General features: G+C 71.7%; 7 protein-coding genes and 1 pseudogene. 4 read left to right on the top strand and 4 right to left on the bottom strand.

Annotation, left to right across the window (positions count from 1 at the left end; translation table 11 throughout):
* Positions 1 to 57: 57 nt before the first annotated feature.
* Positions 58 to 3273, top strand: a complete 3216-nt coding sequence (locus tag ACFY3C_RS02320; RefSeq protein WP_390769390.1) for a DEAD/DEAH box helicase — start codon at positions 58 to 60, stop codon at positions 3271 to 3273.
* Positions 3274 to 3291: 18 nt separating this feature from the next.
* Here the strand turns inward: ACFY3C_RS02320 and ACFY3C_RS02315 are convergent, their stop codons facing one another.
* The 4 genes and pseudogenes from ACFY3C_RS02315 to ACFY3C_RS02300 form a co-directional block, all read right to left on the bottom strand.
* Positions 3292 to 3768: a (2Fe-2S)-binding protein gene (locus ACFY3C_RS02315; protein ID WP_390769389.1), complete on the bottom strand. Its 477-nt coding sequence runs from the start codon at positions 3766 to 3768 to the stop codon at positions 3292 to 3294.
* Between the two features lie 14 nt (positions 3769 to 3782).
* Entirely contained in the window at positions 3783 to 6089 is a 2307-nt protein-coding gene (locus ACFY3C_RS02310) for a molybdopterin cofactor-binding domain-containing protein (RefSeq protein ID WP_390769388.1), read from the bottom strand.
* A gap of 132 nt (positions 6090 to 6221) precedes the next feature.
* On the bottom strand, positions 6222 to 7796 hold the full coding sequence (locus ACFY3C_RS02305) for a GMC family oxidoreductase (RefSeq protein ID WP_390769387.1): 1575 nt from the start codon (positions 7794 to 7796) through the stop codon (positions 6222 to 6224).
* A gap of 155 nt (positions 7797 to 7951) precedes the next feature.
* Positions 7952 to 9819: pseudogene (locus tag ACFY3C_RS02300) on the bottom strand (SpoIIE family protein phosphatase).
* Positions 9820 to 9946: 127 nt separating this feature from the next.
* Between ACFY3C_RS02300 and ACFY3C_RS02295 the strand changes: the two are divergent.
* From ACFY3C_RS02295 to ACFY3C_RS02285, 3 genes are all read left to right on the top strand, one after another.
* Positions 9947 to 10879 carry a cyclase family protein gene (locus tag ACFY3C_RS02295; protein ID WP_390769386.1) on the top strand — a complete coding sequence of 311 codons (933 nt, stop codon included), beginning with the start codon at positions 9947 to 9949 and terminating at the stop codon, positions 10877 to 10879.
* A gap of 165 nt (positions 10880 to 11044) precedes the next feature.
* Positions 11045 to 12631 (top strand): GMC oxidoreductase, encoded by a 1587-nt coding sequence (locus ACFY3C_RS02290; RefSeq protein ID WP_390769385.1) that lies wholly within the window; start codon positions 11045 to 11047, stop codon positions 12629 to 12631.
* Positions 12628 to 14046 (top strand): DUF2252 domain-containing protein, encoded by a 1419-nt coding sequence (locus ACFY3C_RS02285; protein WP_390769384.1) that lies wholly within the window; start codon positions 12628 to 12630, stop codon positions 14044 to 14046. The genes ACFY3C_RS02290 and ACFY3C_RS02285 overlap by 4 nt, the downstream gene beginning before the upstream one ends.

Below are 14046 nucleotides of genomic sequence, written 5' to 3'. Positions count from 1 at the left end.
ATCCCGGCATCATCGTCGACTGAAGGCGCAGCCGGCCGGACGGACAAAGGGGGACTCGTGGGGGACGCGGCCGAGCTCGGCCAGACGGTGGTGGAGGTCGTACGCGAGCGCTGGGGCGTCAAGCTCGACGGCGACGGCCTCATCGCCCGCTTCACCGAACCGGGGTGGAGCTACGAGGAGGAGGTGCCGCGGCCCTGCCCCGAGTGCGACGGCAGGATGCACACACTGCGCAGGCCCTACGAGTCGGGCGGGCGCGTCTACCGCTACGTGGCCGTGGTCTGCCCGGTCTGCCCCGCGGCCTACACGCTCGCAGACCTCGGCGTGAAGACGTACGACAAGCTCGTCGCCCGGCCCGGGGTGCAGGCGAAGTCCACGCCGGAGGCGAAGAAGCCGACGGCCCCACGGCTGCGGGTGTCGCGGCCGACGACCGCGGCGCGGGTGTCGTCCCTGCTCCTCGGGCCGTGCCCCACGGAGCCCGGCGTCACCATCACCCCCCTCCACGCCTCCTCGCGCCCCGCATGGCCCGCCGACCTGCCGGTGCCGACGCAGAGCGAGGAGCGCCGGCTGCTGTGGTGCAAGGTGACCGACCCGGCCTGGCGGCCGCCCGAGGGGGCGGTGGCGGCGGCCGACGACGTCCGGGTCGTCCTGCCCGAGGGCCCCGCCTTCGCCGATCTGCGCGGCCACCTCGCCGACCGGGGAGTACCGTTCCGTGCCGTCCGGCACTGGACGGAGAGCGAACAGGTCGGCACGGTCTCCGACTTCGGCTCCGCCACCGGGCTGACGGCCCACCCCGCCCGTTCGTTCCCCACGGGCTCCGCGATGCCGCCCTCGCCCGTCGCCGGGCCCGGCGCCCATGCGGCCCGGGACGCGTTCGAGGCCCAGTGGGACGCCCTGGAGGACGTCCCGGACGCCGACGGCATCCCGTATGTGTCGGTGACCGACCTCGTCCCCGAGGGCTGGGCCCGGCTGCTGCCGCACCCCACCTTCAACCCGGCCCAGGCCGACGCCGTCCCCGCGGTGATGGAGGGGGACGACCATCTGATCGTCGTCGCCCCGACCGGCGCGGGCAAGACACCCATCGGCATGGTCGCCGCGCTGCGGGCCCACGCCGACGGCCGCAAGGCGGCCTGGCTGGTGCCCCAGCGGTCGCTGACCGACGAACTCGACCGCGAACTGGAGATCTGGCGGCGGCACGGGCTCACGGTCGTCCGGCTCACGGGGGAGTACGCCGTCGACGTCGACCTCATCCGCGAGGCCGACGTCTGGGTCGCCACCACCGAGAAGTTCGAGGCGATCTGCCGCAACGGCTCGCTGGGCGGCGCCCTCGCCGAGGTCGGTTGCCTGGTCGTCGACGAGATCCACCTGCTCGGCGATCCGGCGCGCGGCGCCGTGCTGGAGGCCGTGCTCACCCGGGTGCGCGAGGACAGCGCCCGCACACGCATCGTCGGACTGTCGGCGACCGTGGCCAACGCCGACGAGGTCGCCGACTGGCTGGGCGCCCGGCTGGTCCGTACCGCATGGCGGCCCACCCGGCTGACCTGGCAGATCCCCCTGCTCCCCGCGCCACGGGACGGCGAACGGACGACGCGGGCCGCCGTGGCCCGCACCGCCGCGGCCGTGCGGCTGGCCCGCACCGTCACCGACGAGGGCGGCAGCGTGCTCGTCTTCTGCAGCAGCAAGCGGGGCGTGCGCGCGACGGCCCTCGCCCTCGCCGCGGACCGGGGCGTGCCGACCCGCGGCGTCGACGCGGACGACACGGAACTCGTCGAGCGGCTGTGCGGCCAGGCCGGTGTGGGACTGCACTACCGCGACTGGCCGTTCAAGCGCGAGGCCGAGCGGGCGTTCCGGGCCCGCGAGACCGACGTCCTCGTGGCGACCTCGACCGTGGCCGCCGGCGTGAACCTCCCCGCCCGCGCCGTGATCGTGCGTGACGTCAAGCTCGGCCAGGCCCGGATCGAGGTGTCCATGGTGCAGCAGATGTTCGGCCGTGCCGGGCGGGTCGGCGCGGGGGAACGGGAGGGCTGGGCCTTCCTGCTGGCGGACGAGACGGAGCGCCCGGAGTGGCAGGCCCGGCTGACCGCCGGATACACCGTGCGCTCGCGGATCGGCGACCGGCTGCCCAACCACCTGCTCGCCGAGGTGGTGCAGGGACGGGTGGAGTCGCTGGAGGAGGCCGAGGACTGGTGGACCGGGACGTTCGCCTTCCACCAGGGGCACGACAGCGTGGAACCGCTCCACGACGCCGCGCAATACCTGGCGGAGGCCGGTCTCCTGCGCTCCGCCCGCGGGCCGCAGGGCCAGGAGTTCCTGCAGGCGACCGAACTCGGCATGCTGACCAGCCGGTTCATGGTCGATGCCGAGCTGGCGTACGAACTGGCCGAAGGGGTCGGCAGGTTGCCCGTACCGCAGGACGCGGACCGGGCCGAGCAGCTGCTGACGAGACTGCTGACCATGCAGCTCCCCGACCTGGCGGACGCGGCCTTCAGCGACCGGGCGCGGGCGACGCTGCGGCGGGTGCTGCGCCACCAGGGCCGGGTGGAGCAGCTGGAGCAGGACCAGGAGAAGCCGGACCAGGACGAGGGGCTGCTTCCCGGGGAACTGGCCTACGCGGTACTCCTGCTGGTGGCATCCAGCCCGCAGGCGTTCGCCACGCGCGGCGGTTACGTGCTCGGCATCCCGGCCGACAGCCTGACCGGCATCCTGGACGAGGCCCAGCGCTATCTGGCCTGGCTGGGCGCCCAGGGTGAGCTGGGCACCGTCCACCCCTGGGCGGCCGTCGTGGCCGCGGACCTCGCCGAACGCATCCGCTGGCGCACGCTGGGGCCGGGCCGCGGGGCCGGGCGGCTGCTGTGGATGTGCGGGCGCATGGCCACGCCCCAGCTCGCCCCCCGCCTCGTACCGCGGATGTGGCGGGCGGCGCGGGACCGCGGGGTCGGCGCCCCGGACTGGACGGGCACCACCCCGCCGCGCGACAGCGCGCTCCCGCCGGCGCGCTACGAGGCGCTGCTGAAGCAGCGGACCACCGGCACCGTCCTCACCCAGAACTCCGGTTCCGTGCAGGTGACGGCCCCGCACGGCGCGGTGATCTGCCTCTGGGACGGTGCGACGACGGTCCGCTACGCGTCGGACGGCACCCCGGCCCGGCTGGACCATCCGCCCGCCGCCCCTGACGATCCCTCGGAGGGCCGGCGCGGCGCGGCCGTCTTCACCCGCGGCGACCACCTGGCCGCCGGCTGGCTCGCGGCCTACAACGCGACCGGGAGCGGGTCATGAAAACGGGTCATGAACCGGTCACATGTGCGCGGCCCCGGCCTTGATGGCTTCGCGGATGCGGAAGTAGGTGCCGCAGCGACAGATGTTGCGGATGCCGTCGAGGTCGGCGTCGGTGATCTCGCGGCCCTCCTGCGCGGCTCGGCGGACCAGCGCCACGGCGGCCATGATCTGGCCCGGCTGGCAGTAGCCGCACTGGGCCACGTCATGGTCGAGCCAGGCTTGCTGCATCGGGTGCAGGTCTGCGCCCACCGTGGCCGCAAGGCCTTCGATCGTGGTCACTTCGTCGGTCGGCTTCAGGTTCTTGACCGGAATCGCACAGGGGTTGACGGCCTTGCCGTTGAGGTGACTGGTGCACGCCTTGCAGACGTTGATGCCGCAGCCGTACTTGGGTCCGGTGACGCCCAGGATGTCGCGCAGCACCCACAACAGCCGCAGGTCGTCGTCGACGTCGACGACGACCTGCTCGCCGTTGAGGCGGAATGTGTGCTCGGGCACGGGAGCTCCTTGCGTCAGTAGGCGTGGTCCAGGCCGTCGGCCGGGGACGGAGGGATCGGCGGGACGGTCGGTTTGGGCGTGAAGGAGAGCGTGCCGTGGTTGATCGGGAAGCGGGTGGGCATGGTGCCGGTGGCGCGGCCGTAGGCGCAGGCGACCGCGGCCATCGACGCGGCGACGCCGAGTTCCCCCGCACCGCCGGGTTCGCCGGTGGTGGTCGGCATGACGATGATCTTCAGCTCGGGTGGGGTGTTCCACTGCCGGGTGTAGAAGTAGTTGTCCCAGCTGGCTTCGAGGAAGTAGCCGTCGCGCAGATGCAGGCTGGACGTCAGGGCCAGCGCGATGCCGTCCATGACGCAGCCCATCATCTGGGCTTCCAGTCCGCGCGGGTTGACGGCGAGGCCGACGTCCACGGCGAAGACCGCCTTGGTGACGCGGGGGCCGGTCACACCGTCGCGGACGGGGCGGTCGACGGTCTCTGGCCGGCAGTCGATCTCCACCAGCGCCGCGCTGACGGAGTGGTACTCGGAGTGGAAGGCGATGCCCTGTGCGGTGCCGGCCGGCATCGTCCGGCCCCAGTCGCCGACTTCGGCGACCTTCTCCAGCACCGCCCGGGCGCGCTCGTCGTGCAGGAACTCGTGGCGGAACCGGAAGGGGTCCTTGCCCATCCTCCCCGCGAGCCGGTCGACGACGAGTTCTCGGGCGCAGGTGACGTCCGGCGAGTAGACGTTGCGCATGCTCCCGGTGTTGAAGTCCTTGTTCGTCTCGCTGAGCATCCGGCTGCTCGCACCGAACTCGTAGGGCATCGACTGGGAGAGCTGGAAGAACGTCTCGGAGAAACCGACGTCGCCCACGGGCAGCCTCGCGGCCAGGGAGGTGAAGACCTCGCCGAGCCCATGGCCGAGGTCGGTGGCGACGCTGGTGTGCCGCTGCTGGTAGCCGAGCACGGTGTCGCCGAGGTAGGCGATGCGCACGCGTGACGTGGCCATGGGGTGGGTGCGCCCCTGGCGGCAGTCGTCGGCCCGGTGCCACATGAGCTTGACGGGTTTGCCCATCTTCTGGGAGGCCTCCGCTGCTTCCAGCGCGGCGTCGAAGAACAGTTTCCGTCCGAAGGAGCCACCGCCCTGGGTGACGTGCACGCTGACCGCGTGCGCCGGAAGCCCGAGCCTGGCGGCGATGCTCTCCTGGGCGACGATCGGCGACTTGAGGGACGCCCAGATCTCGGCACGGTCGGATCGCACGTCGGCTATCGCACAGTTGGGCTCCAGCGCGCTGTTGCCGCGGAAGTGGAACGTGAACTTCCCTTCCACACCGGGGGTCAGCGGCGGGAGCCCGAGGGGCAGTTCGGCGGCTCGCAGATCGTCGAGCACGGACTCGTCGGACTGCCCTTCCGCGGTACCGGGCCGCCAGTCGACGTGCAGGGCGCGTACGGCGTCGATGCACTGGCCGAAGGTCCTCGCGCGCACCGCCACCCCGGTGGAGATCACGACGGCGTCGGTGACGCCCGGCATGGCGCGCACCTCGTCCAGGTTGGACACCGATCCGACCGTGCCGTTGACGGTCGGCGGACGGCACACCATGGTGGGCCCGGCGTCCGGGACGTCGAGGTCCATCGCGAACTTCTTGCGTCCGGTGACCGCGGCGAGCGCGTCGACCCGGCTGCGCGGTGTGCCGATGACGGTGAAGTCCTCGCGCGGCTTGAGCTCCACGGCCACCTGCTGGGTCCGTATGCTCGCCGCCTTCTCGGCGAGCGCGCCGATGCCGATGCTCCGGCCCACGAGATCGGTGACGACCCCGGCTTTCAGGGTGAGGTCGGTGACCGCCGCGCCGAGTTCGATCGCCGCGGCCTGCAGCAGCCGGCCCCGGGCGACCGCGGCGGCGACCCGGATCGGACGGTAGGTCGAGACGGTCGTGTTGGACGCGCCGGTGAGCTGGTTGAACAGCAGCTCCGGCCGCGCGTCGGCCAAGGTGACCCGTACCCGCTCCAGGGGTACGTCCAGTTCCTCGGCGATCAGCATGGCCGTCGACGTGGTGATCCCCTGCCCGACCTCGGCCCGCGGCAGCGCGAACGACACGGTGCCGTCCGCGTGGACCTCGACGGTGATCAGGTTCGAGGTCGGCAGAGCCGCCGCGGTCATCACGTCGTTGAGGTCGAGCAGTTCCGTGGGCTCCGGCGAGGGAATGCCGGCATCGGCCTCCGGTGCCGTACCCAGTTCGGCGGCGGCCACCAGGGTCGGGGCCGCCAGCACGTACCCGAGGAACCGTCTGCGCCCGACGCCGTGCGTCCCGGACTTCGGGTGCGTCGAACGATCAGCGCTGGTCATCGACGGAGACCTCCGCTCTGCGCCACTACGGCCCGCTCCGTGACCGCGTCACACTGTCACCACTCAACTCGGTGGTTCTATCACGGACTTCCGGCTCCTACACCTGGTCGGTGGCGGGTACGGAAGTCGTCATCACGCGGCTCCCTCGGCGCCGTTGCCCGACTTGACGAGGTCGGCGGCCTTCTCCGCGGCCATGATCGTGGGCGCGTTGGTGTTTCCGCGCGGCACCGACGGGAACACCGAGGCGTCGACGACCCGCAGGCCGGCCACGTCGTACACGCGCAGCTCGGGGTCGACCACCGCGCCGATGGCACAGGTCGACGTCGGGTGGTACAGCGTCTGCCCGGACCGCCGCGCCCAGGCGAGGAGGTCCGCGTCGGAGTCCGAGGCCGGCACGTCGCCGTACGGCCCCGTGACGACGTCGGCCACCGCCTGCTGCGCCGCGATCTCCAGGGCGATCCGGATCCCGGCGACGATGCAGTCCCGGTCCTCGGCCGTCACCAGGTAGTTGTGCAGGATCCGGGGCGCGGCGTCCGGCCGCGGGGAGCGCAGGCTCACCGCGCCGCGGCTGGTCGGGGCCACCACGCACGGGCCGAAGGCGAAGCCGTGCTCGGCGACCGCGCCGAGCCCCTCCTGATGGAAGAGCACGGGGGCGGCGTGGAACTGCACGTCCGGGGCTTCCAGGCCGTCCCGGCTGCGGAAGAAGCCGCCTGCCTCCCCGATGTTGGAGGTCAGCGGGCCGCGCCCCTCGCTCTGGAGCAGCGCGGCGTTCTCAGGGCTCGCCGCGCTGATCAGCGACTCGACATCGGTACGGAAGTTCAGCAGCGTCATGTAGTGGTCCTGCAGGCCCTGGCCGACCGGCAGATCGCGTACGACGTCGACGCCGAACGCGGACAGGGCGGCGGCGGGACCGATCCCGGACAGCATCAGCAGCTTCGGCGACTCGTAGGCACCCGCGGACAGGATCACCTCGCGCTCGGCGCGGATCACCTCGACGCTGCCGCCCCGCTCCACCTCCACACCCGTCGCCCGGCCGCCCTCGATCACCACGCGGTGGGCCCGGGCCGAGGAGAGCACGGTGAGGTTCGGCCGTTCGAGCGCGGGATGCAGATAGGCGACGGCCGTGCTGCAGCGCATGCCGCCGCGCTGCGTCAACTGGTAGCGCCCGACGCCGAACTGCGTCTCGCCGTTGAAGTCGTCGTTCGCCTTGTGCCCGGCCTGCTGGGCGGCCTGTACGAAGGCCGAGGAGAGCGGGTGCACGGACCGGCCGTCACTGACCGTCAGCGGCCCGCCCACCCCGTGGAACTCGTCCGCGCCGCGCTCGTTGTCCTCGGCGCACCGGAAGTACGGCAGCACGTCGGCGTACGACCAGCCGGTGGCCCCGGCCGCGGCCCAGCCGTCGTAGTCGGCGCGGCTGCCCCGGATGTAGATCATCGCGTTCATCGAGCTGGAGCCGCCGAACATCTTCCCGCGGGGCAGGTAGGTCCGCCGGTCGCCGATCCCCGGTTCCGGGTCGGAGTCGAGGTCCCAGTCGAGGCCGGACTTGAACAACTGCGGGAAGGCGGCCGGGACATGGATCTCCTGCGCGGTGTCGGGGCCGCCCGCCTCGATCAGCGCCACCCGGACCTCGGGGTCCTCCGACAGCCGGGCCGCCAGCACGGAGCCCGCGGATCCGGCGCCGACGATGACGTAGTCGTACATGCTCATTCCGTCCCCTTTGCTTGAAGCGTGCATTGCCTGCGCTCCCGGGCCGCTACGTCCGGGGAGCCCGGTGCCGTCCCCGCTGACCGGCCGAGGACGACTGCCACGGTCCCTGGTGGACGTCGAAGTGGTCGAGGGGGTATTCAGGCCAGGCAGGTGGCTCAGGAGGTTCCCCCGGCGGGGAGGGACTGCTGCGCCCAGATGACCTTTCCCTCGCGGCCGTGCCGCGTGCCCCAGCGGTCGGCGAGCTGGGCGACCAGCAGCAGGCCGCGGCCGCCCTCGTCGAAGGTCCGGGCGCGGCGCAGGTGCGGAGCGGTGCTGCTGGAGTCGAAGACCTCGCAGGTGAGCGTGGACTGGAGGATCATCCGCAGCTGGACGGGGCTCCTGCCGTAGCGGATCGCGATCGTCACCAGTTCGCTGACCACGAGTTCCGTGGTGAAGGACAGCTCTTCCAGGCCCCAGTCGGCCAGCCTGTCCGAGGCGTAGGCGCGGGCCCCGGAGACGGCCGCCGGGTCGGACGGGAGGTCCAGCGTGGCCACGTGGCCGGGATCGAGCGCGCGGGTGCGCGCCACGAGAAGGGCGACGTCGTCGGAAGGGCGGCTCGGCAGCAGCGCGGCCAGCAGCCGGTCGCAGGTCTCGTCCAGCGACTGCGGCGCCCGGACGAGGACGTCGCGCAGCATCGTGCGAGCGGTGTCCACGTCACGGACGCGGCTCTCGATCAGGCCGTCGGTGTACAGCGCCAGCAGACTGCCCTCCGGCAGCTCGAACTGGGTGGTCTCGAAAGGGAGTCCGCCCAGACCCAGGGGTGGGCCGATCGGCATCCTTGGGAAGACGACGGAACGGGACACCGGGGCATCGCCGTCCGTGGTCAGGGGAGTTGCCACGGCCGGCAGCACATGACCGGCACTGGCCAGGGAGCACAGCCGGGAGACGGGGTCGTAGACCGCGTACAGGCAGGTGGCGCTGATCTCGCCCTCGTCCCGGGCCTCCTCGCGCTGCAGGCGGATGACCACGTCGTCCAGATGCGTGAGCAGCTCGTCGGGCATCAGGTCGATGTCCGCGAAGGCCCGGACGGCCGTGCGCAGGCAGCCCATGGTGGCGGAGGCGTACAGGCCGCGGCCGACGACATCGCCCACGACGAGGGCGACGCGGGCCCCGGACAGCGGAATGACGTCGTACCAGTCACCGCCGACGCCCGCGCGGGACCCGGTGGGCAGATAGCGGGAAGCTGTCTCGACGGCGGACTGTTCCACCGCGCGCTGGGACAGCAGGCTGCGCTGGAGCGTGAGCGCGATGGACCGCTCGTGGGTGTACCGGCGGGCGTTGTCGATGTACACCGCCGCCCTGGCCGCGATCTCCTGGGCCAGGAGGAGATCGTCGTCGAAGGGGGCCGCGGTGCGATGGCGGAAGAACTGGGCGAGGCCCAGGGTGTTTCCGCGAGCCCGCAGCGGCAGCAGCAGGGCGGAGTGGAAGCCGAGGGAGCGCAGCGCGTCTTCGTGGTCAGGGGAGGGTGCCAGCCACGCGGGGAGGTCCGAGGCCGTGACGCGGTGCAGGAGGGGCTGCCTGGTGGCCAGCGCGTGAGCGGGCTCCGACTCCGCCGGGTAGGTCGACGGTGACGAGATCGGCGAAGTCGTCGGTGCCGACGTCCGCCGGCTCCTGAGCGGTGCGGGCGGTGTCGAGCGTGGTCCCGATCCGCCTGCTGGCCTCGTTGGTCAGGATCAGCCGCCGCTGCAGCCGGCGGTCGCGCTCGTCCTGGTATGCGGCGACGGTCTGTGCGGAGCTGCGGTCGACGTAGGCGAAAGCCGTCTCGACGAGCTTGATCGTCGCCTCGTTGACCAGCTAGCAGGCTCACGTGGCCGAGCCGGAAGGCACGCAGGAGCTTGCTGATCGATACGCCACGCTGGGCGAACGTGCGACCGACCTCCATGGAGTCGGGAGGCGCCTCGATCATCACGTCGACCGACTGGTCCACCCGTGGCCTGAGCACCTGAGCCAGCCGACGAAGGAACGCGTCGACATCGGTCCCCATGCTGAAAAACGTACCGAAGGACCCGAACCCGCGCCCCTCGCGGCAGCCGCGATGAAGCTCGACACCCCTGGTCCGGGTGCGGGCGACTCCGTGTGCAGGAATCCGGCTGCTGCCGGATGGTGGGGAGATGCGGACGTCCCAGGTGATGAGCGAGGCCGACTTCCGGTCGCTGTACCGACGGTTGAGGGACGCGGCACCCGGCGGCGGCGCGGGCCGGGGCGCCCTCGGGACGATCACCGAGGCACAGGTGCTGGCGGCCGTCCGCGAGGTGCGGTCCGGACGTTCGGTGTCGCTCGCGGCCCCCGTGAACACGCGTGTCGCACCGGACGACGCCGAACCGGCCGAGCACCGGCTCACCGCCCCGGAAGGCGGCCGCCCGGCTGCGAGCGGCCTGGATTTCGCACGCGACCGTTTCGCCATGAACGTTCACGGTGACATGAACAGCCACCTTGACGCGTTGTGCCACGTCATCTACGACGGCACGCTGTACGGCGGCCTGCCGGCGGCGGACGTGCTCTCGCCGGACGGCGCCGGGGCCCTGTCCGTCGAGCTGGCCCGCGACGGCATCGTCGGCCGTGGGGTTCTCCTGGACATCCCCCGACTGCACGGGGTGCCCTGGCTCGAACCCGGGTCGCACGTGACCGCCGACGACCTCGCAGCCGCCGAGGCCGAGCAGGGGCTTCGCGTGGGCCGGGGCGACATTCTCCTCGTGCGGGTCGGGCACCGCCTGCGGCGCGAGGAACTCGGCCCCTGGGACGTGTCCGGCGCTCGTGCCGGGCTCCATCCGGCCGCGATGGAGTTCCTGGCGGAGCGGGAGGTGTCGGTGCTCGGGAGCGACGGCAACAACGACACCGGCCCCAGCGCCGTGCAGGGGGTCGCGTACCCGGTGCATGTGCTTGCCGTCCACGCGATGGGGCTGCATCTGCTCGACTACCTGCGGTTCGAGGACCTCGCGCCGGTCTGCGCCCAGGAGGGCCGCTGGTCCTTCCTCTGCGTGATCGCCCCGCTCCGGCTGCCCTCGGCCACCGGTTCCCCGGTCAATCCCCTCGCCATCCTGTGACGGGCGCCCCGGCCCGGAAAGCCACTGCGCCCCGGCTCACCCGAACAGCCCAACTCGCCGGGTAGATCACCCGGAGCTACGTTGGTGTGCGGGGCGGGACGACGGCTGGGGTTGATTTCTTCACCCCGGGCAGGACCGGACGAGGCTCCTAGGGCGGTGGCCTGCATGACCGAAGCGCAGCACTACGACGTCATTGTCATAGGCACCGGTGCGGGCGGCGGCACCATCGCCCACCGGCTGGCGGGCACGGGAAAGCGGATCCTCCTTCTCGAACGTGGCGGCTATCTGCCCCGCGAACGCGACAACTGGGACTCGACCGCGGTGTTCGTCAAGGGCAAGTACCGCGCTCCGGAGTTCTGGTTCGACAAGAGCGGCAACACGTTTCCGCCCGAGGTCAACTACTACGTGGGCGGCAACACCAAGTTCTACGGCGCCGCGCTCTTCCGCATGCGCCCGGAGGACTTCGGCGAGATCCGCCACCACGACGGCATCTCGCCCGCCTGGCCGCTGCGCTACGAGGACTTCGAGCCCTACTACACGCAGGCCGAACACCTCTACCTGGTGCACGGCCGGCACGGCGAGGACCCCACCGAGGGTCCCACCAGCGCTCAGTACGCCTACCCGCCGGTCCAGCACGAGCCGCGCATCGAGCAGCTCAGCCATGACCTGGAGAAGCAGGGGTTGCACCCCTTCCACCTCCCGATCGGTGTGAACCTCACCCAGGACGACCGGGGTCGGGCCGTCCACACCAGCGCCTGCATCCGCTGCGACCGCGTCGACGGCTTCCCCTGCCTGGTCGGCGCGAAGTCCGACGCCCAGGTCATCTGCGTCGACCCCGCCCTGGAACAGGCCAACGTCGAGATGGTCACCCACGCGGACGTACGGCGCCTGGAGACGGACGCGACGGGCCGGAGTGTCACCAAGGTCGTCGCCACCGTGGGGGACCCAGACCCCGCCACCGTGGAGTTCAGCGCCGACATCGTGGTCGTGGCCTGCGGTGCCGTCAACTCCGCCGTTCTGCTGCTGCGTTCGGTCGGCGACCGGCATCCGCAGGGTCTGGCCAACAGCTCGGACGTGGTGGGCCGGCACTACATGCGGCACAACAACATGGCCCTCATGGCCGTGTCCCGGGAACCGAACGACACCAAGTTCCAGAAGACTCTGGCGCTGCACGACTGGTACCTGGGGTCCGACGACTGGGACTACCCCCTGGGCGGGATCCAGATGCTCGGCAAGTCCGACTCCGAGCAGATCCACGGCGAAGCGCCCCGCTGGGCCGGGGCGGTCGCCCCGGACATGCCGTTCGAGGTGCTGGCCCACCACGCGGTCGACTTCTGGCTGTGCGGGGAGGACCTGCCGGCCGCCGAGAACCGCGTCACCCTGGACCGGGACGACGGGATCCACCTCGCCCTCGACGAGAAGAACAACATCGCCGGTCTGGAGCGCCTGCGGCACAAACTGCAGGGCATGCTCAGCCACTTGGGCATGCACGAACACCATCTCCTGTCGCGCAGCATCTACCTGCACAAGGGGATGCCCATCGGCGCCACGGCACACCAGGCGGGCACGGTCCGCTTCGGCAGCGACCCCGCGACGTCGGCCCTGGACGTCAACTGCAAGGCCCACGACCTCGACAACCTCTACGTCGTCGACACGAGCTTCTTCCCGAGCATCGGAGCGGTCAATCCCTCGCTGACCGCCATGGCCAACGCCCTGCGGGTCGGCGACCGCATCGCGGAGCGGCTGCGATGACCTCCCACCCCGCGGCGGACGGCAGCATCCGGCACCGTACGCCGCAGGAGCGAGCCGCACTCGGCAAGGTGGCCCGGAGTTCCGTACCCCGCTCCAGCCACGCCGAGTTCGCCCCCGCGGAGAAGCGGCCCGACCCGGTGGACGTCATCGAGGCGCAGTCGGCGAAGCGGGTGCCCGAGCTGGTACCGATCCGGTACGGAAGGATGACCGAGTCACCCTTCCGCTTCTACCGGGGGGCCGCCGCCATCATGGCCGGGGACCTGGCCGGCACCCCGCGGTCCGGGATCACGGCGCAGCTGTGCGGTGACGCGCATCTGCTGAACTTCCGGCTGCTGGCCTCGCCCGAGCGCCGCCTGATGTTCGACATCAACGACTTCGACGAGACCCTGCCCGGCCCGTGGGAGTGGGACGTCAAGCGGCTGTCGGCCAGCTTCGTCATCGCGGGCAGGGCCAACGGCTTCAGTGCGAAGGAGCGCGCCCGCGTCGTACGGGCGACGGTGCGGTCCTACCGCGAGTGGATGCGGGAGTTCGCCACGATGGGCAATCTCCCCGTGTGGTACGCCCAGTTCGAGGAGCAGGGGGTGGAGTCCCGGTTCGTCAAGGACATGAGCGAGCGGGCTCGCGCCGTCTGGTCGGAGGCAGTGGCGAAGGCACGAACCCGGGACAGCCTCCAGGCTTACCGCAAGCTCACCCACGTCGTCGACGGGGAGGTCCGCATCGCGCCCGATCCGCCGCTGATCACGCCGTTCCAGGACCTGCTTCCGGACGCCGAGCGCGACACGCTGGAGAAACAGATCCGCCGGCTGCTCGAACGGTACGCGAAGACTCTGCAGCCGGACCGGCGGTTTCTGCTGGAGCAGTACCGGATCGTCGACATGGCTCGCAAGGTGGTCGGAGTCGGCAGCGTGGGCACCCGTTGCTGGATCGCGCTGCTGCTCGGCAGGGACGGCGAGGACCCGCTGTTCCTGCAGGCCAAGGAGGCCGACGAATCGGTGCTGGCACCCTTCGCCGGCGCCGGCCGCTTCCGGTCGCAGGGCGAACGCGTGGTCTTCGGCCAGCGGCTCATGCAGGCCACGAGCGACCTCTTCCTGGGCTGGGAGCGGGCCGACGGCATCGACGGCCGCCGACGGGACTTCTACGTCAGGCAGTTGCGCGACTGGAAGGGCATCGCCGATCCCGGGCGGATGCTGCCGCAGGGACTGCAGGCCTTCGGCGAGATGTGCGGTGCCTCGCTGGCTCGCGCGCACGCGAGGTCGGGTGACCGGATCGCCATCGCCTCGTATCTGGGCAGCGGTGACGCCTTCGACCGGGCGCTCGTGACGTTCGCCGAGCTGTACGCCGACCAGAACGAGAGGGACCACCAGGCACTCGTCGACGCCGTCCGTACCGGACGCGTCACGGCGGCAGCGGCCTGA

Source organism: Streptomyces sp. NPDC001410 (genome assembly GCF_042895235.1).
Lineage (GTDB): Bacteria > Actinomycetota > Actinomycetes > Streptomycetales > Streptomycetaceae > Streptomyces.
This window is presented reverse-complemented; position numbering and strand designations above follow the sequence as displayed.